15 protein-coding genes are annotated in these 18,388 nt (G+C 66.6%); 6 read left to right on the top strand and 9 right to left on the bottom strand.

Annotated elements, in window-relative coordinates; genetic code table 11:
- Positions 1-42: 42 nt before the first annotated feature.
- From HT579_02385 to HT579_02415, 7 genes are all read right to left on the bottom strand, one after another.
- Complete coding sequence (locus HT579_02385; protein ID QKS27902.1) at positions 43-1,716, bottom strand: anion permease; 1,674 nt, start codon at positions 1,714-1,716, stop codon at positions 43-45.
- A 396-nt stretch (positions 1,717-2,112) separates the two neighbouring features.
- Entirely contained in the window at positions 2,113-3,027 is a 915-nt protein-coding gene (locus HT579_02390; protein ID QKS27903.1) for a YihY/virulence factor BrkB family protein, read from the bottom strand.
- A 130-nt stretch (positions 3,028-3,157) separates the two neighbouring features.
- The gene (locus HT579_02395; protein QKS27904.1) at positions 3,158-4,201 is read right to left on the bottom strand and encodes an AI-2E family transporter; all 1,044 of its coding nucleotides are present in this window, start codon (positions 4,199-4,201) and stop codon (positions 3,158-3,160) included.
- 120 nt (positions 4,202-4,321) lie between these two features.
- Entirely contained in the window at positions 4,322-4,594 is a 273-nt protein-coding gene (locus HT579_02400; GenBank protein ID QKS27905.1) for a hypothetical protein, read from the bottom strand.
- 71 nt (positions 4,595-4,665) lie between these two features.
- Positions 4,666-5,175, bottom strand: coding sequence for an SH3 domain-containing protein (locus HT579_02405; GenBank protein ID QKS27906.1), 510 nt, complete (start codon positions 5,173-5,175; stop codon positions 4,666-4,668).
- 470 nt (positions 5,176-5,645) lie between these two features.
- Entirely contained in the window at positions 5,646-7,307 is a 1,662-nt protein-coding gene (locus HT579_02410; GenBank protein ID QKS27907.1) for a pyruvate, phosphate dikinase, read from the bottom strand.
- Positions 7,308-7,319: 12 nt separating this feature from the next.
- Positions 7,320-9,260, bottom strand: coding sequence for a DUF47 family protein (locus tag HT579_02415; GenBank protein ID QKS27908.1), 1,941 nt, complete (start codon positions 9,258-9,260; stop codon positions 7,320-7,322).
- Positions 9,261-9,561: 301 nt separating this feature from the next.
- On the opposite strand from HT579_02415, the gene HT579_02420 reads away from it, so the two are divergent.
- From HT579_02420 to HT579_02435, 4 genes are read left to right on the top strand one after another with little or no spacing between them, the layout of a single operon-like run.
- Entirely contained in the window at positions 9,562-9,771 is a 210-nt protein-coding gene (locus HT579_02420) for a hypothetical protein (protein ID QKS27909.1), read from the top strand.
- Entirely contained in the window at positions 9,764-10,039 is a 276-nt protein-coding gene (locus HT579_02425) for a DUF1272 domain-containing protein (GenBank protein ID QKS27910.1), read from the top strand. The genes HT579_02420 and HT579_02425 overlap by 8 nt, the downstream gene beginning before the upstream one ends.
- Positions 10,026-10,916: an EamA family transporter gene (locus HT579_02430; GenBank protein ID QKS27911.1), complete on the top strand. Its 891-nt coding sequence runs from the start codon at positions 10,026-10,028 to the stop codon at positions 10,914-10,916. Before HT579_02425 ends, HT579_02430 begins: the two co-directional genes overlap by 14 nt.
- Positions 10,913-11,878 carry a helix-turn-helix domain-containing protein gene (locus HT579_02435; protein QKS27912.1) on the top strand — a complete coding sequence of 322 codons (966 nt, stop codon included), beginning with the start codon at positions 10,913-10,915 and terminating at the stop codon, positions 11,876-11,878. The genes HT579_02430 and HT579_02435 overlap by 4 nt, the downstream gene beginning before the upstream one ends.
- Positions 11,879-11,962: 84 nt before the next feature.
- On the opposite strand, the gene HT579_02440 is transcribed toward HT579_02435, so the two are convergent.
- Together HT579_02440 and HT579_02445 are read right to left on the bottom strand one after the other, a co-directional pair.
- The gene (locus HT579_02440; GenBank protein ID QKS27913.1) at positions 11,963-15,025 is read right to left on the bottom strand and encodes an efflux RND transporter permease subunit; all 3,063 of its coding nucleotides are present in this window, start codon (positions 15,023-15,025) and stop codon (positions 11,963-11,965) included.
- On the bottom strand, positions 15,022-16,155 hold the full coding sequence (locus HT579_02445) for an efflux RND transporter periplasmic adaptor subunit (protein ID QKS27914.1): 1,134 nt from the start codon (positions 16,153-16,155) through the stop codon (positions 15,022-15,024). The genes HT579_02440 and HT579_02445 overlap by 4 nt, the downstream gene beginning before the upstream one ends.
- Before the next feature lie 121 nt (positions 16,156-16,276).
- On the opposite strand from HT579_02445, the gene HT579_02450 reads away from it, so the two are divergent.
- Together HT579_02450 and HT579_02455 are read left to right on the top strand one after the other, a co-directional pair.
- Positions 16,277-16,603, top strand: a complete 327-nt coding sequence (locus tag HT579_02450; protein QKS27915.1) for a DUF485 domain-containing protein — start codon at positions 16,277-16,279, stop codon at positions 16,601-16,603.
- Positions 16,600-18,261 carry a cation acetate symporter gene (locus HT579_02455; GenBank protein ID QKS27916.1) on the top strand — a complete coding sequence of 554 codons (1,662 nt, stop codon included), beginning with the start codon at positions 16,600-16,602 and terminating at the stop codon, positions 18,259-18,261. The genes HT579_02450 and HT579_02455 overlap by 4 nt, the downstream gene beginning before the upstream one ends.
- The last annotated feature ends 127 nt before the right edge of the window (positions 18,262-18,388 follow it).

Genomic DNA, 18,388 nt, shown 5'->3' on the forward strand with positions numbered 1-18,388 from the left:
GCGGCCGCGCGTGGCGCGACCCCGCCGGCCGGCGAGCTGCCGCTAGAACCGCATTTGCACGTGCAGCAGCAGGTAGGTGACTACGACGACCGTCACCAGTGATCCGGCGACCAGCGGGATGCCAAACCGGGCGAATGAGGCCGAGGTGTAGCCACCGGGCTGCATCACCATCAGGTTCGATTGATGGCTGAACGGGTTGATGAAGGTGAACGAGATGCAGGTCCCGATCAGCGCAAGCAGTGACACCGGGTTGATGCCGAGTTCGTTGGCGATGCCGATCGCCACCGGCGTCAGGATCGATGCCGCGGCTGCATTGGTGACGAGGTTGGTGACGATCGCCGTCGTCACCGCGAAGACGATGACGACGAGCAGCACGCTGCCTCCGGCGAGGCGCCCGATGGCGTCGGCGAGGACGGTGGCGAGGCCGCTCTCGACGACGATGGCGCCGAGCGCCACCGACCCGACGAGAATGAACAGCACGTTCCAGTCCAGGGCGCGCACGGCGGACTTCGGCGTCAGGATGCCGGTGACCACCATCAGGACTGCCCCGGTCAGTGAAGCCAGCTCGACCGGAACCAGGCCGAAGGACGCCGAAACGATGACCGAGACGAGGATGGCCAGAGCGAACGCGGTCTTCGCCGGCTGTGGGCTCAGGCCTGCCGCTTTCTCGAAGATCGCCACCTCCGGCTGGTCGACCAGCAGGGACTTGCTCGGGGTGGTGACGAACGCGGTCGCGCCGGGGCGCACCTCGGTGTCGCGCAAAGGGATGCTGGTCCGCGCCGCGATGACCCGGATGCCGCCGTCGGTCTCGAAGTCGCGCACCGTTCCGTTGGCGCCCGAGCCAACCGACACCCGGTAGAGACGCTGTTCGGCCAGGCCGAACAGCGGGCTGCCCCACAAGGCGGTGACGCCGCCCTCGGTCGCCGAGAAGACCAGGGTGTCGCCGGCCTCGATCGGCGCCGACGGATCGAGGTCAGCATCCCACCGCCGGATCGCATCGAGGGCGTACTGCTGTGTCTGGTCGATCCCGAAGTCGGCAGCCACGCGACCGATCGCCAGCGCCTTTCCGGAGACCGGGATTTCGACTCGCCAGTCGCGGGCGGCGACGACCGTTTCCCCCTGGCCGCGCAGCATCAGCGGTGCGATCAGATAGACGATTACTGCGCCGACGATGGCGACCGGCAAGGCCACCGGGGCGAACGACAGCATCGTCATGTCGACGCCCGCTGGCGCAGCTATGCCGGCGATGAGCAGGTTCGAACTGGTGCCGATCAGGGTCACCGAGCCGGCCAGGGTCGTGATGTGTGCGACCGGCAGCAGCACCTCCCGGGCATTGATGCCGCGGTTCTGCTCCAGCTCCTTGGCTGCCGGGACGAGCATGGCAACGATCGGCGTGGTGTTCATCAGGCCGGATCCGACACTGATCGGCAGCGCAAGGCGACGCACGGCGTTCTGGGCGCTGGTGACGGTTGACAGCAGCGCCCAGGTCGCCCGCGACACCGCCCCGGTATGGACGATGCCCTTGGCGATGACGAGCATCGCCGCCACGGTGATGATCCCGCCGTTGCTCAAGCCGGCGAGGAGGGTCGGCACCGGTGCCAAACCGGTGACGCCCGCGACGCAGATCGCTGCAGCCAGTGCGAGGACAGCAGGAACCCGACCCGACGCCATGGCGACGAGGGTGGCGAGTACGACCAGAGCGGCAAAGTAGATCAAGTGATGACTCCTTCCTGTAGGACTGCCGGGCAGTCCCTTGGTGGCCACTGTCCTTCTCGACATATCTGTTTCCTGCTCACCGCCCAAGCGTGGTCTTCCGATCCGGGATCTCCAGGCCCGATGCTTGCTCCTCACGCGGCGACGGTGGATTCTTGCGGAAAGATCCGCGCAGGCCTGCTTGCATAGGCCCTGGGCCCGCAATCATACCGAACTTCGTCGCGACCTGGGTTACTGGCCGGCTGGCGGTGAGGTGACGGCTGATCCCGACGATTTCTGACTTGAACCCGCACCGTCGACATTCCGCACGCCGGGCGCAGACGGTCGGGTCGCGTGGGCGCGCCTGCCCATCGCCAGGAGCTCTTCGCAATGCGCCAGCAGGGAAGTGGCGAGGCCCCTTCAGCGGCCGGCGCCTGGCCGGCCGTCGGTTCCCTGGAGTGTTCCGGCATGGCTTGGCCACGCCTGCCCCTTGCGCGAACCGAACTTGTGCGAGTAAACCCAGGTGAATTCGGCACCGAACAGGAAGATCTGGGCGGAATAGTAAACCCAGAGCAGCACGATGATCAGCGAGGCGGAAACACCGAAATGATGTGAAACGCCGCTTCTCCCGATGTAGGCTCCGATCAGCGCCTTGCCGGTGATGAACAGGAGCGATGTGACGATTGCACCGACCCAGACGTCGCTCCATTGGATCCGGACGCGCGGCATGGTCTTGTAGATCATGGCAAAAACCGCCGTCGCCAGCATGGTGCCGAGTGCGACCTCGCTCGTGTTCTCGATCGTGGCCCAACCTGTCGCATACGGATCGAGCCACTTGCTCAAGGCCGCCAGACCCGCACTGAAAGCCAGCGAAACCGTCAGCAGGAAGCCAATTCCGAGGATCATGCCGAAAGACAACAGGCGGCCGCGTACCAATCTCCAGATACCGGAGGTTCTCGCCTTTTGCGGCGCGCGCCAGATGCGATCAAGCGCGTCCTGCAGCTCGGCGAAGACGGAGGTCGCGCCAATGAAGAGAAAGATCAGTCCGAAGATTGCTGCCATCGCGCTTTCGGCTGGTTTGCCCGCACTTTCCAGCAGACCCTGAACGGCCAGCGCTCCTGGTGTCCCCAGCAATCCCTGCAGTTGGGCAAAGATCTCACCGCGAGCGGCCTGCTCGCCGAAAAAGAACCCGGCGATTGAAATCACGATCAACAGCAGGGGAGCAATTGAAAACATCGTGTAGAAGGCCAAGGCCGCTCCCATGCTCTGGGCGTGGTCATCCACCCAGTTCACGGCAGCCGCCTTGAAGAGATCCAGGATCTCCCTGAAGTTCAATGTCCGATTCCCCGCCCGTCAGCAAGACTTTTCGCGAGTGTTGTGCTGCCCCGCAAAGGCCAGCATTTCAATCCGGTGAGGGACGATCGCGACGCACGTCCCGGGTCGCCGGGACTCCCTCTCGCTGCTCTCACAGACTGCCGTTCCGCGAGAGAAGGACGGCAATCGGGCGCGTACTGGAGAACTCTGAAAAGATGATGGCCATCACGGCGGTAATCGGCACCGCCAGAAATGCGCCGGCGATTCCCCACAATTCGGACCACATCGCCAGGCTGACCAGGATGGCGAATGGACTCAGGTTGAGCGAACTGCCCATGACATAAGGATCGAGAAAGTTGCCGATCAGGAACTGGGCGAGTACCAGTCCCAGCAACACCCAGACGATCACGCTCGGATCCTGGAACTGCATGACCGCCATGATGCCTGGGAACAGCACCCCGAGAAATGATCCGATATAGGGAACATAGTTGAGAAGGGCGATCAGCACGGCCCAGAAGGCTGCGAATTCAAGTCCAGCGAAGGCCATGATCCCCCAGCTTGTTGCTCCCAGAAACAAGTTGATGAATGTCTTCAGTGCCAGATAGGATCCGATTCGCTTGTTGATGTCAGCGGTGACCGCCCGAATCCGGGCCACGCGACCGGCATCGCTCGACATGCTTTCGATCTTTTGGCGGAGAAAGCGCCGCTCGGCCAGCAGGAAGGTGGCATACAGGAAGACCACGATGACGCTGACGATGCTCGACGACACCGAGGCCAGCATCGAGCCGAGCAGCCGCTGGATGTTTATCTGGGCGAAAAGTTCCTGACGCAGGGTCGTCCACGTCGGTTCAGTCTCGACGCGCAGGAACACCGCGAGTCTCTGGATGGCGGCCAGAAGCGATTCCTGATATTGCGGGGCAACTGCCAGGAACCTGTCCTTGTTGATCAGGAAAAGATAGACGACGACGAGCAATGAGAGTGTGATGGCGAGCACCGAGAGTGCGTATCTCGCCTGCAGCGGCAGAAGGCTGCCCAGTACCGGAACGCCGTGCATGGCCTGCGCCAGGCCGACGATCACATAGACTACGAAAAGACCGAAGAAGACCGGAACGAAGATGTTCTTGCCGATGTACAGCAGCCAACCTGCGAGCAGCATCAGGGCGGTAGCGTGCACCAGCCGTTGCAGTCTATCCATCCCGCTTTCCTGACAGTCGCGCTGTCATGGTGCTCTGCCGATCCCACCACCCGTTGGCGCTGCATGATCGTTCCGGATATTCGGTCGGTCTGCGGCTTCCGCGCGTGATCATTCACTCGCCTACACGGTTGCCGGGATGGCGGGGATCGTGGGAAGCTGCAAGCCGTTGCGAGCGGTGGCGGCGGCGATGGCGGTGCCGAGGCTCTGCCAGGCGGCTTCGCCGCGACGACCGCAGTTCCCTGTGAGGCTGACGAGGCAAGCGAAGGCACGGGACCCCTCTTCAGATCCGGTGCCGTGGCTGATGGCGCGCCAAACCAACCGGCGCCGCAGTGCCTGTTGGGCGACGTCGTTGGACAGCGGCAGGTCGGGCCCGGCGAATGGACGCAGGATCACGTCGGCAGGCTAGCGAACAGTGCCAAACCGCCTTTCCACAGTGGCAACTGCCACTGCTTCGCGATCACCGATCACTGTCTTGCCGCCGACGAGGGCTCGCGCCACTCACGCGGCGGCGGGCGGCGGTCCCAGCGTTTCTGCCAATAGGCCTTGCGTCCGAACCAGTGCTGACGCTGGTAATGGCTGTCCCAGTATTCGCCGAGAGAGAAATCGGTTTGCGGCAGGCCGAGGTTGGGGCCGCCATTGAGAATGGTGACTGCGCTGCCATTGAACGGGATGGAAAGGAAGCGAGAGTACACCCAGCCGCGGTCACGACCGGCAGTGACATCACACCACCGCCAGTTGGCGACACAGCCGACAACCGTCACCCTTGTCCCGCTCAAGAGCCAAGTGACGGTCGGGAAGTTCTTTTCGGGTCCCGCGCGGACATTGACAGAGGTTGTCGTGGTCGCAGTCAGTTCCGCCGCAGCAGAAAGGCACGAGGTACCGGCGAGGGCCAGTGCGAGCACCAATTTCAGAGGCCTGAGCATAGACATCCTGTCGAAGGTTGATTCAATCTTGGCGCCACGACTGCCCACCACCGGCAGCGCCTTCGCAGACTCGTCGGCGGAGACCGCCCGAAGCGGTTGGCTCGTTGCCGCTTACCGGAATGGCATATGGCGGCCAAGTCACTGGCGCATGCCGGCGAAAGGGATGGAAATTCGAGAACCTGAGAGAAATTATCCTTGATCGCCGCGGCACCGGTCAACGTGAGTTTCCATCATGGATCGAGGCCCAGGAGGCGCGCAAGCCGTGCCCGCCGTTCGGCCCGGGGTCCCAGTCCTGCCCCAGGCTCGCGCGCCAGCGCTGGCGAAGCGGGATCCGCTTGCGGTCAGCGTCGCTGAACAACGAGTGGCACCACCGACCATGCCCGGCACGGGATCGGCTGCGGCGTGCGCGCAGGGAGGGATCCGCGCCGGCAGGGGGCGCGCGGGAAGCCGCGTCCGGGCTGCCGCCAAGCCAGTGCTGACGCACGGCCGACGTTCGCCTGTACGGCTGTCGGCGAAGTTTTTCAGGCGGCGCGCGCGACTGCAGTCGTATCGATCGCGCTGTCGGCGGCGAGCCCACGGCGCCACTTCTCCACCTGCTGCAACAAGTCGTCCGGCCTCCTCCGGACCACTTCCGGCCTGCCCGCATGGATGCGGCCGTCGTTGCCGTCAAGGCACAGCCAGTCGCCCTCGGCGAGGTCGTGGCTGCCAATCCGGCAGCGGCGCGCCTGCGGGTCGACCACCAGTTCGCGGCAGCCGACCAGGCAGACCTTGCCGAGCTGTCTCGCCACCACCGCTGCATGTGAGGTGCGGCCACCGAGGGCGGTCAGGATACCGGCGCTGATCGCTATCCCGGCGATGTCCGCCGTCGCGGTTTCGTGGCGCACCAGCAGCACGGGATCGCCGGCCGCTGCCAGCCGCTCCGCGGCTTCGACGTCGAGAACCAGGCGACCGACGGCGATGCCGATTCCTGCCGGGGTCGCGCTGGCCAGGAGCTGCAGTTCGTCCGGTCGTGCCAGTGTGACTTCCTCGATGGCGGCCACGTCGATTCCCTGCAGTTGCACCAATGCCGCTGCGGGATCGATCAGTCCGGCGGCCACCATTTCGACTGCGATGCGCAGGGCCGCCAGTGGCGTCCGCTTGGCGGCGCGCGTCTGCAGCATGAACAGCCTGCCATCCTCGACCGTGAACTCGAACTCCTGCGCGTCGCCGAACTCCACCTCGAGCTTCACGGCGATCGCCTCGATCTCGCGCCGGGTGTCCGGTAAGAGTTTCGCCAGTGGCACCTCGTCCGCCAGCGCGTGCCTACCCGAGACCACGTCCTCACCCTGCGCATTGAACAGGAAATCCATGTCGAGCTCGTTGGCTCCGGTCGACGGGTCGCGCGAGAAGGCCACACCAGCACCCGACATGCCCCCGGCGTTGCCGAAGACCATGCGCTGCACCGTCACTGCCGTCCCCGGCGAGTCACCGATGTTGCGCGCCCGGCGATAGCTTACGGCCTTCTCCGCCTGCCATGAACGAACCACCGCCACTGCCGCCTGCTCGAGTTGCCGCATCGGGTCCTGCGGAAACGGTGCGCCGGTGAGTTCCTGGAAGAGCGCCAGATAGTCGCGCGTCAGCGCGGCGAGACTGCGAAAATCGATCTCGCGCGGGCTGCCGGCGCCGCAGGCGCGCATGCACTCCTCGAGACCGCTGGCGAAGGCGCTTGCCGGGCAATCGTGCACCACCTCGGCGAAGCCCTGCACGAGGCGGCGGTAACAGTCCCAGGCCAGGCGCGGATTGCCGGTGCTGCGGATGATCGCGTCGACCGTCAGATCGTTGACGCCGACGTCGAGCAGCGTTTCCATCATCCCGGGCATCGATATCGGCGCGCCGCTGCGAACCGAGACGAGCAGCGGCCGCCGCCGCGCGCCGAAACCGAGCCCGCTCTCCCGTTCGATGTGGCGGATCCCGTCGGCGAGTGCGTCACGCAATTCGCTCGTTGCGCCGCCTGCGGCGGTGACGGCCTGCCTGGCGAGACCGGTGGAGACGACGAAGCCCTGCGGGACCGGCAGCCCGGCAGCGGTCATCGCCACCAGGTTGAAGGCCTTGAAGCCCATTTCGTCTACGCTGCCCGTTCGCGACGCGGCCACCTTGCCGCCGAACAGGAACACCGGGCGTGGTGATGCAGATGCTGCAGCCATGATGTCATTCTCCTAGTGTGCGGCAACTTCGCTCAGTGCGTGGTCGCGGAACTTCAGGGCGACGCGCATCAGCTCGTCTGCCGCCTGTTCGAGGCTCTTGCCGGTCTCCGCCAGGACATGGAGCTCGCGGAAGTTGCCGGCGCGGGCCAGCAGCGCGGCCTCGGCCGCGCGCTCGGCGTCGTCGCATTGATGCTCGAGGGCGACGATGCGGTGCACACCGGCGAGCAGGTCCTGGATGTCTTCGCGTGACGCTCCGTCACGACCACTGCGGGCGGTGGCAACGACCTTGACGTACTCCTGGGCGGCGGCCAGGACCAGCCGCGTCAGCGTCTCGAGCTGGCGGCAAAGCTCGCCGCCGCTTTCCGCGGGCAGGGTCGTCAGGCGGAAGGCCGCATCCTCGAGGCAGTCGACGACCTCGTCGGCAGCTTCGATGAGCTGCGTCACAAAGGCCGCCGGGTCGCTGCGGCGCATCGCCAGCCGTGCCGACTGGACCAATTCGTCGGCCTGCGACTCCCACGCCTTGGCGCGCTCGGCGTTGTTGCCGAAGTGCCGCTGCCAGTCGGCCAGGCGGGCGCGCAGCAGACAGTCGCGCAGGCCCGCAGCCACCTCCCAGGTCAGCGCCGCGTGCTCGGCCGCCATGTCCAGCAACCGCTCTTCCGCGCTGCGGAAGAAGCGCGACAGTTCGACGACCACCTCGTCCTCGATGAGCAGGATCTGCTTGCCTTCGCGCAATCCGAGCGTGGCCGTGCGGAAGACGAACTGCATGAACTGCCGCGCCAGATGGCGCGGCAGCACGTCGTGCAGGAAGAGGCCGGGTCGGTAATCGCCCTTCGCCGCGAGCGCCAGCCCGCGATAGATCAGTTCCTCGCCCCCGCACTTGAGGAAGCCCATGTGTCCGATGTCCTCGTCGGCCGCCCATTTCAGCAGCTCGGCCGCGTCGGCCTTGCCGAGCAGGCTGCGCAGCCGTTTGCGCGCTCTGTTCCAGTCGATCAGGAAGACCAGCCGGGAACCGAGAAAGGTGAGAAAGTCGAGCAGCCCATCGCGGTCGCCGGCCTCATGGCGCGCAACCGCGAGGTGATAGAGGCCGTCGTCCATGGCGCCGTCGTGGCGCGACAGGATGTCATCCCAGCGTACGTCCCAGCACGCGAACAGCGAAGCGAAGAAGTTCAGTCGCTGCAGGTGCACATCCGAGTACAGCGTCGTCACCCTCAGGTCGTCGACACGGATCACCAGGACATGCGCGTCGGTCGTGCCGATGTCGTTCTGGATCACCACCACCCCGCCCGAACGTGCGGCAGTCGTGCCGAGTCCCGGATGATCGAACTTCAGCGGTGCCGTGCGCCTGACCCCTTGCATGAAGGCCGCGACGAGTTCGCGATCGTCGTCCGCCAGACCGTAGGTCATCGCGTCGTCCACCAATTCGGTCGCCAGAGCCGCCTGCAGGACGTTGAGCTCCCTGTGCAGGTCCATCACCAGCAGATGCAGGCTGTCACCATGGTGGCGGTCGGCACGCGTCATGGCGTCGATGCACTCGGCTTCGATCATGTCGTCCTCAGTCGTGGCCGCCACCGCGAGCGATGCCAGTCGCTCGCCGTAGCTGCTGCTCACCTCGCCGTCGGCGACTGCCGCCAGCGGTGCGATCATCTCGCGTACCGCGGCCAGCAGCTGGCACACGATCGCCCCCGAGTGCGGAACCAGGTACGGGCCTTCTGGACTGCGCCGCGCCGCAGCGACCACCTGGTCGAGTTCGGGCTGATCGACGGACGATGCGATGCGCTCCTCGCGCAGTGTGGAGAAGGGGCGCTCGAGGTTGTCGGCGCGCAAGCGTGCGCCCTGCAGCAGCGAGAAGTAGTACTTGGCGCGGTCGTTGGCGGTCAGCGCATCGTTGACCAGCGTCGGCAGCAGGAGCGCGTCCTCTCCAAGCGCGCCGACGATCTTGAGCTTTTCAGTCATGTGTAAGGACCTGGTGACGGGACCGGTGCACAATGCACGGCCTGTGTTGCAGCCCGATGTCTTCGCGGTTGCGGATCGATGACGATGGTGCCGCCGGCTGTGGCCGAGTGCCGGGAAACGCCGCAAGCCGGGCGACCGGGCGACGCTGCCGCTGCGAGCGACGATTCGCCAGTCCCTCGCGGGCGCACACCGTTCCCCGCCATGGATGGCGGATGATGTCCGCTTCGCGTCCGGCGACGGTATCGCCATCCTCTCTGGCTGGCGTTAAGCTGGCGGTGTTCACATTGATCGAGGTGCAGAAATGTCCGCAGCAGGGGTTTCCGGCGAGCGCCGCGCCGCACTCGTCGCCATCGACGCGACTCTGACCTCGGCCATGACGCGCCCATGCAACGGCCCCACCGTCCCGCCGGCGGAGATCAAGGATCACAGCGAGCTGGTGCTTGCCGGGCGCTTTGCGCCCGTGCCGGGCGTAGACGAATGCCTGCAGGATCCGGGAGAAGCGCGTGCTTGAACTGCGCCCGAACTGCGAGGCCTGCGACCGTGACCTGCCGGCGGACTCGAGCGAGGCGATGATCTGCTCGTTCGAATGCACCTTCTGCGCTGCCTGCGCCCAGTCACGACTGGGCGGGCGTTGCCCCAACTGCCGCGGCGAACTGCTGCGTCGTCCGCGGCGACCGGCGGACGGCCTGGCGCGTCACCCGGCGTCCACGCGGCGCGTCTACAAGCCGGCGGCGGTTGTCGGCAGCGGCGACAGGCCCGGGAACCATGCAGCCGCGTGACTTGGTGCTGGCGCTGCTGGTGGTGACGGTCTGGGGCCTCAACTTTTCCGTCATCCGCATCGGGGTTGCCGACGTGCCGCCGCTGTTGCTGGGCGCGCTGCGTTTCCTGCTCGCGGCCTTCCCGGCGCTGCTCTTCCTGCGCCCACCGAAGGTTCCGTGGCGCCTCTATCTGGCCTACGGCATGACCATTTCGGTCGGACAGTTCGCCTTCCTGTTCTCGGCCATCCACCTCGGCATGCCGTCGGGCCTTGCTTCGCTGGTCCTGCAGTCACAGGCCTTCCTGACGATGGTCTTCGCCACCTTCTGGCTCAACGAGCGCTGGCGGGGCCACCAGCTCGGCGGACTGCTGCTGGCAGCGGGTGGCCTGGCGCTGATCGGTTCGGCGCATGGCCTGACGATGCCCCTGGCAGGCTTTCTCCTGACGCTCGCCGCCGCCACGATGTGGGCGATTGGCAACATCGTCACCCGTGCCGTGAGCCACTGCGGGCCGATCAACCAACTCGCCTTCGTCGTCTGGGCCAGCCTCGTGCCACCGCTGCCCTTCCTCGTGCTGTCGTTGCTGCTCGAGGGGCTGCCGGCGATCGACGCGGCGATCGGCGCCTTGAGCCTCCGCTCCTTCGCCGCGGTGGCCTATCTCGCATGGGCAGCGACGCTGCTCGGGTACGGTCTGTGGACGCGTCTGCTCGCCCGTTACCCGGTCAACCAAGTTGCGCCGTTCAGCCTGCTGGTGCCGTTGGTCGGGCTGACGACCGGCTGGCTGGCGTTTGGCGAGACGCTGCAACCGGTCCACTTCGCCGGTGCCGCGCTGCTGATGCTGGGCCTCGCCATCAACCTGTTCGGCCGCCGCCTGCTGGTCCGGGTCGGAGTGCGACCATGACGCTGTCGGTGTGGTTCGTCGTCACCCCGAACGTCCTGCTGCTCGACTACGTCGGGCCCGCGGAGACTCTGCGCATGGCCGCCGAGATGGGCGGCGACTTCCTTCTCCACCACGTCGCGCCGACGCCGCGCCTCGCCACCTCGCTAACTGTCGACATCGCAGGAATGAGTGCGCTGCCGCCCGAACTGCCGTCGCACAGCTTGGTCGTCGTCACCGGCAACGCCTGCGAAGTGGAGGACTACGCGCGGCCGGAAGCGCTCGCCGTCGTCGACTGGCTGCGCCGCGCGCCACGCGCCGACACCTGCATCGCCAGCATCTGCTCCGGCGCATTGCTGCTGGCTGCTGCTGGCCTGCTCGACCATCGCCAGTGCACGACCCACCACAGCCTGATCGACGATCTGCGGGTGGCGGCACCGACTGCACTGGTGCAGGAGAACCGGATCTTTGTCGAGGACGGACCGGTGCTGACCAGCGCCGGCATCACTACCGGCATCGACCTGGCGCTATACCTGATCGAGCGCCATGCGGGTGCCGCGCTGGCCGCGCGGGTCGCGCGCCGTCTGGTCGTCTACCTGCGCCGCAGCGGCCATGACGAGCAACTTTCCCCATGGCTGAGCCATCGCAACCACCTGCATCCGGCCGTGCATCGCGCGCAGGACGCCATTGCGAGCGAACCGCTGCGAGCCTGGACGCTGGCTGAACTGGCCCAACGGGCGCACGTCAGCGAGCGGCACCTGACGCGACTGTTTGCCGAACACGCCGGCATCGGTGTCACCGCTTACCAGCAGCACCTTCGGATTGCGCGTGCCCGCGAACTGCTTGGCGATCGGCGGCTGTCGGTCGAGCGCGTCGCCGAACTGAGCGGCTTCAATTCGGCACGCGACTTCCGCCGCGTGTGGCGACGCCACGAAGGCACTGCCCCGAGTGCGCGGCGAGGGAAGGCAACGAGCGCGGGCTGCTAGCCGTCCGTCTGTCTCGTTGCTCAGCAGCGCCGGCCGCAGCAGCGTCCCCGCGGCGACAACGCTGCTCGTATGGCGACGCGACGGTCAGGAGCGGCGCCGCGGCAGCAGCCGGTGCAGCCAGGCGATACCGTCGTCCACGTAGGTGAAGACGACCGGGATGACGAGCAGGCTGAGGAAGGTCGAGGTGATCAGTCCGCCGATGACGACGATCGCCATCGGCGCGCGGAAACTGGGGTCGGTACCGAGGCCGATGGCGATCGGCAGCATGCCGGCGCCCATGGCGACGGTCGTCATGACGATCGGCCGGGCGCGCTTGCTGCAGGCGTCCAGCAGGGCGTGCCAGCGGTCGAGACCGAGATCCCGGCGGGCGAGGACGATGTAGTCGATGAGCAGGATCGAGTTCTTGGTGGCGATTCCCATCAGCATGATGAGGCCGATCATTGACGGCATCGACAGCGCCGTCCCGGTGACGAAGAGGGCGAGAAAGGCGCCGGGTACCGACAGGACGAGGGCGACGAGGATCGTCACCGGCTGCACGAAGTCCTTCAGCAGGAGGACCAGGACGGCATAGATGCAGAGCACGCCGGTGAGCATCGCCAGCCCGAAGCCGCGGAACAGCTCGCCCATCGCCTCGGCATCGCCGACCGTCGTCTGCAGGATTCCCGGTGGCAGCTTCTGCAGGCTCGGCAGCGCCAGCGCCAGCGCCTCGACCTCACCCAGCGGCTGCTGGTTGAGTTCGATCTCGAAGTTGATGTTGCGCAGGCGGTCGTAGCGGTCGATCTCGGCCGGACCGGCGGCGAGATTCAGGCTGGCGACATGCCCGATCATCACCGGGCCATTCGTTCCCGGTACCGTCAGACGCTCGAGCAGGCCCAGATCCTGGCGCGCCGCCGCTGGCAGCTTGACGACGATCGGCACCTGCCGCTGCGCCAGGTTGAGCTTGGCGAGGCTCTGGTCGTAGTCGCCGGCGGTGGCGATGCGCAGTGCTTCGGCGATCGCCGCCGAAGTCACACCGAGGTCGGCAGCGGCGGCGAAATCCGGCCGGACCACCAGTTCCGGACGCACCAGCCCGGCACTCGAGGTGATGGCGCCGATTCCAGGCAGGCTGCGCAGTTCGCGTTCAACGACGCGCGCATGCTCGGCGAGCAGCGCGCCGTCCTCACCCGCCAGAACAAGAATGTACTTCTCGCTCGAACCGCCGAGACCCACCTTCACCTGGACACCCGGCAGGGCGCTCAGGGCGGCACGCAACTGCTGCTCGACGTCCTGCTTTCTGACGCCGCCGCGCTCGGCGCGCGTCGTCATGTTGATGGTCAGCGTCGCCTTGCGCACCTCGGCCGCGCCGCGCGGCGCAAAGGGATCGCTGCCGGTCGCACCGCCGCCGATGGCCGTGTAGACCATTCGCACATGCGGGTTCCGTTCGACGATCCGCCGCGCCGCTTCGGCGGCGGCGAGGCTTTCGCGGAAGCTGCTGCCGGGTTGCAGCGCGAGATAGACTTGCGTCTGCGAGAGGTCGTCGGGTGGCAGGAAGCCCTTCGGCAGCAGTGGCAGGAGCGCAAAGGAGCCGATGAAGAAGGCGAGCGCGGCGACCACCGTCGTCCGCCGGTGCGACAGGCAGACGGTCGCCCAACGGCTGTAGAGCCGGAGCCAGGCTGCCTCCGGCTGGTTGCCGCGCGGCGGGCGCAGCAGGTAGGCGGCCATCATCGGCGTCAGCATGCGTGCGACGACGAGCGAGAAGAAGACGGCGATCGCTGCCGTCCAGCCGAAATGGACGAAGAACTTGCCAGCGACACCACTCATGAAGGCGGTCGGCAGGAACACTGCGATCAGGGTGAAGGTGGTCGCGATGACTGCCATGCCGATCTCGTCCGCGGCCTCCATCGCCGCCTGGTACGGTGTCTTGCCGAGCCGCAGGTGGCGCATGATGTTCTCGATCTCGACGATCGCGTCGTCGACGAGGATGCCGACCACCAGCGACAGCGCGAGCAGGGTGACGACGTTCAGGGTGAAGCCCAGCAGGTACATGGCGGCGAAGGTCGGGATGACCGACAGCGGCAGGGCGACTGCCGACACCAGCGTCGCCCGCCAGTCCCGGAGGAAGAACCAGACGACGACGACGGCGAGGAACGCGCCCTCGAGCAGCAGCCACATCGAGCCCTCGAAGTTGTCGACCACCGGGTCGACGAAGTTGAACGCTTCGCTGATGCTGATGTGCGGATGTGCCGCCTGCAAGCCCTGCAGCGCCGCCTGCACACCCTGGGCGACGGCCACCTCGCTGGCGCCACGGGCACGCACGATCTCGAAGCCGACAACCGGCCGACCATCGAGCAGGGCTGCCGAGCGTTGCTCGGCGACAGTATCGCTGACCGTCGCCAGCTCGCTCAGGCGCACGCGCCGGCCATCGCCGAGGGCGATCTCCAGCGCCGCGAGTTCCTCGGCGGACTGCACCGTCGCCAGCGTGCGCACCGACTGTTCGGCCCCGCCGACATCGGCGCGACCACCGGCGGCCTCCTGCTGCACCTCGCGCAACTGGCGCGAAATGTCCGCCGCCGTCGCCCGCAGTGCCAAAAGGCGGGCGGGGTCGAGTTCGATGCGGATTTCACGGCTGACGCCGCCGACGCGGGTGACCGAGCCCACCCCGCGCACGCTGAGAAGCGTTCGCGTCACCGTGTTGTCGACGAACCAGGACAGTGCTTCGTCGTCGAGGCGGCTCGATGCGACGGTGTAGGTGAGAATCGGTGCACCGGCGAGAGTGACCCGCGAGATCACCGGATCCTTCAGGTCGGCGGGCAGATCGGAGCGGATGCGGGAAACCGCGTCGCGTACGTCGTCGACTGCTTCCTGCGTCGGCTTCTCGAGCCGGAACTCGACGGTGACCGTCGCCAGGCTGTCCTGCACCTTGGTGTAGATGTGCTTGACCCCCTGCAGCGTCGCCACCGAGTTCTCGATCCGGCGCGCCACCTCGTTTTCCATCTGTGCCGGTGCCGCTCCGGGCAGGCTGGCACTGACGGCAACGGTCGGCAGGTCGACGTCGGGAAACTGCTGGATGCCCATCCCGTTGAAGGCCATCAGGCCGAGCAGCGTGAGCAGGGCGAAGAGCAGCAACGAGGGGATCGGGTTGCGGATCGACCACGCCGAGACATTCATTGCCGCGTCTCGGCAGCGACCAGACGAACCGTGTCGCCATCGGCAAGGAAGGCGCCGCCGCTGGCGACCACCATCTCGCCGGCGGCCAGACCGCTGCTGATCTCGACCCGGTCGCCCTGGCGACGACCGCTGCCAACCTTCACCTGGCGCACGGTCGCCAACTGCTCCGCGCTTGCCGCCGCCGCCGCATCGATGCGGAAGACGAAGCTGAAGCCGTCGCGCAGGAGCACTGCCGACTGTGGCAACGTCAGTGCCGGGCGGCGCCCGAACTCGAACTGCCCGCGCACGAACATCCCGGCGCTCAGGACATCGGCGGCAGCCGGCGGCAGATCGACATAGACCAGGCCGTTGCGCGTCTGCGGATCGACGGTCGGCGCGACGGCGCGCACGCTGCCCTCGACACGGGAGCCGCCGGGGGCCTCGAGGCGCGCCGGGACGCCGCGCCGGAAGTACGCCAGCTCACCGGCAGTGACCTCGGCACGCCATTCGAGGCGGCCGCCGCGAATCAGGCGAAAGAGTTCCTGCCCCGGCTGCGTCAGCGAACCGACCGTCGCCGTGCGGGCGGCGATGATGCCGTCGTCCGGCGCCAGGACATCTGCCTTGCCGCGCCGCAGCTCGGCCGAGCGCAGGCGGGCCTGTGCCGCATGCAGCCGGGCGAGCGCCGTTTCGGCGGCGGTCTGGCTCTGGATCCCCTGCTGTGGGCTGTAGAATCCCCTGTCGCGCAACTGCTTCGCGCGCTCGTGGTTGGCGCGCGCCTCGCTCAGCGTCGCTGCGGCCTCGGCCACTGCCGCCCGCGTCTCGGCCAGTTCGCTGTCGACCGCATCGCTGTCGATGCGCGCCAGGACGGCGCCCTTGCGTACCCGGTCACCGACGTTGGCGCGCACCTCGGTGATGCGGTAATTGCTCAGCTCGGGGCCGATGATCGCCTCCTGCCAGGCGGCGACGTTGCCACCCGCCGCCAGCGTCCGCGGCCAGTCGAGCAGTTCCGGCGTCACCGCGCTGACCGTCAGCGCCGGCCGGGCCGCCGGCTGCGGCGCGGAGGAGGATGCCTGCGGCTGGCACCCGGCCATCGCGACTGTCGCTACCGCCGCCGCGAAGGCGACGATCCGCGTGTTCTTGCCTGTCGTCATCGTTTGAACAAGCCATTGATCTGGGTTAGTATTCCGCGCGGCAAGGGGATGGTCTTGTCTGTACCTGGTCAACACCACTGCAAATTGGCGTAAACAATACCAAAGAGGAGGTCAAGTTATCATGAGTAGTGTGATGTATGAGCGAATGCGGGTGAATCCCAAATTCCAGGAACTGGTCCAGAAGCGGGGGCGCTTCGCGTGGACCCTGTCGGCGATCGTCCTGATCCTGTTCTACGGCTTCTTCATGTTCGTCGCCTTCAACCCGGGGCTGCTCGGGCAGAAGATCGCCGAGGGATCGATGTGGCCCATCGGTTACACGGTCGAAATGGTCCTGTTCGTCTTCTTCTGGCTGCTGACGCTGGTCTACGTCCGCCGCGCCAACGGCGAGTTCGACGACCTGACGCAGGAAATGATCAAGGAAGCACAGAAACTGGGGGAGGGCAAATGATCGCACGCACCCTATCGGCCTTCGCGTTCCTTGGCCTTGCCGGCCTGGCGCATGCCGGCCCGGCCGTGGAAGCGGCCGCCAAGCAGGCGACCAACTGGCACGCGATCATCATGTTCCTGATCTTCGTGTCGCTGACGCTGTTCATCACCAAGTGGGCGGCCAGCCGGACCAAGACGACGGCTGACTTCTACACCGCCGGCGGCGGCATCACCGGCTTCCAGAACGGTCTGGCGATCGCCGGCGACTACATGTCGGCAGCGACGCTGCTCGGTCTGACGGCGATGGCCTACAGCCAGGGCTACGACGCCTACATCTACATGCTCGCGTTCTTCGCCGGCTGGCCGATCATCCTCTTCCTGATGGCGGAACGTCTGCGCAACCTCGGCCGCTTCACCTTTGCCGACATCACCTCGTACCGGCTCGACCAGGGCACGGTGCGGACGATGGCGGCGATCTCGTCGCTGGTGGTGGTCGTCTTCTACCTGATCGCGCAGATGGTTGGCGCCGGGCAGCTGATCAAGCTGCTCTTCGGCCTCGACTACAATATCGCGATCTTCATCGTCGGCATCCTGATGATGGTCTATGTCGCCTTCGGCGGCATGGTGGCGACGACCTGGGTGCAGATCATCAAGGCCTGCCTGCTGCTCTGCGGTGGCACGCTGACGCTGATCCTCGCCTACACGCAGTTCGGCTTTTCCTTCACCGAACTGCTGACCAAGGCGGAAGCGGTGCACAAGCTGGGTGCCAGGCTGATGGCACCGGGCAGCCTGCTCGCCGATCCGATCACCGCCATCTCGCTCGGTCTCGGCCTGATGTTCGGTACCGCCGGCCTGCCGCACATCCTGATGCGCTTCTTCACCGTCGGCAACGCCAAGGAGGCGCGCAAATCGGTGGTCTATGCCTCCGGCTTCGTCGGTTTCTTCTTCAACGTCATCTTCCTGATGGGCCTCTGTGCGGTCCTCATCGTCGGCCAGAACCCCGAGTTCTTCGAGGGCGGCGTCGTCGGCGGCAAGCTGATCGGCGGCGGCAACATGGTCGCCATGCACCTTGCCAGGGCAGTTGGCGGCAACATGCTGCTCGGTTTCCTGGCGGCGGTCGCCTTCGCCACCATCCTGGCGGTCGTTGCCGGGCTGGCGCTGGCCGGCGCGGCGGCGATCTCGCACGACATCTACGCGCGCGTCATCCGCAAGGGCCAGGCAACCGAGAAGGAGGAAGTGCGCGTCTCGCGTTACGCCGTCATCGGTCTGGGCCTGCTGGCGATCGTCCTCGGCATCGCGTTCGAGAAGATGAACATCGCCTTCATGGTCGGCCTGGCGTTCGGCGTCGCTGCCGCAGCCAACTTCCCGGTGCTGATCCTGTCGATGTACTGGAAGGGACTGACGACGCGCGGCGCGATCTGGGGTGGCTACGGCGGCGTCATCTCGGCCGTCCTCTTCGTCCTCTTCTCGAAGTCGGTGTGGGTCGACGTGCTCGGCAACAAGGCGGCGCTGTTCCCCTACACGCAGCCGGCGCTGTTCGCCATGCCGATCGCCTTCCTCCTCGCCTACATCATGTCGAAGAGTGACACCAGTCCGCGTGCCAAGGCCGAGATCGACGCCTTCGAGGACCAGTACGTGCGTGCCCAGACCGGTTTCGGCGCCTCCGGCGCCAGCCACTGAGTCGGTCGCATCACCTTCAGCCCTGGCGGGGCAGCAGCCCGCCAGGGCTTTTTGCCGTCTGCGCTGTCGACGGCGAGCGAACGCTGCTGCAATGGACCGACGGCTGTTGCACACCGCTCCGGCGGGT

It is taken from the genome of Candidatus Accumulibacter similis (assembly GCA_013347225.1).
In the GTDB taxonomy this organism is placed as follows: Bacteria; Pseudomonadota; Gammaproteobacteria; order Burkholderiales; family Rhodocyclaceae; genus Accumulibacter; species Accumulibacter similis.

Coding starts and splice junctions, on each gene's coding strand:
- HT579_02395 (QKS27904.1), bottom strand. CDS start 4,201: ATGGATAGACTGCAACGGCTGGTGCACGCTACCGCCCTGATGCTGCTC.
- HT579_02410 (QKS27907.1), bottom strand. CDS start 7,307: ATGGCTGCAGCATCTGCATCACCACGCCCGGTGTTCCTGTTCGGCGGC.
- HT579_02415 (QKS27908.1), bottom strand. CDS start 9,260: ATGACTGAAAAGCTCAAGATCGTCGGCGCGCTTGGAGAGGACGCGCTC.
- HT579_02420 (QKS27909.1), top strand. CDS start 9,562: ATGTCCGCAGCAGGGGTTTCCGGCGAGCGCCGCGCCGCACTCGTCGCC.
- HT579_02430 (QKS27911.1), top strand. CDS start 10,026: ATGCAGCCGCGTGACTTGGTGCTGGCGCTGCTGGTGGTGACGGTCTGG.
- HT579_02435 (QKS27912.1), top strand. CDS start 10,913: ATGACGCTGTCGGTGTGGTTCGTCGTCACCCCGAACGTCCTGCTGCTC.
- HT579_02440 (QKS27913.1), bottom strand. CDS start 15,025: ATGAATGTCTCGGCGTGGTCGATCCGCAACCCGATCCCCTCGTTGCTG.
- HT579_02445 (QKS27914.1), bottom strand. CDS start 16,155: ATGACGACAGGCAAGAACACGCGGATCGTCGCCTTCGCGGCGGCGGTA.
- HT579_02450 (QKS27915.1), top strand. CDS start 16,277: ATGAGTAGTGTGATGTATGAGCGAATGCGGGTGAATCCCAAATTCCAG.
- HT579_02455 (QKS27916.1), top strand. CDS start 16,600: ATGATCGCACGCACCCTATCGGCCTTCGCGTTCCTTGGCCTTGCCGGC.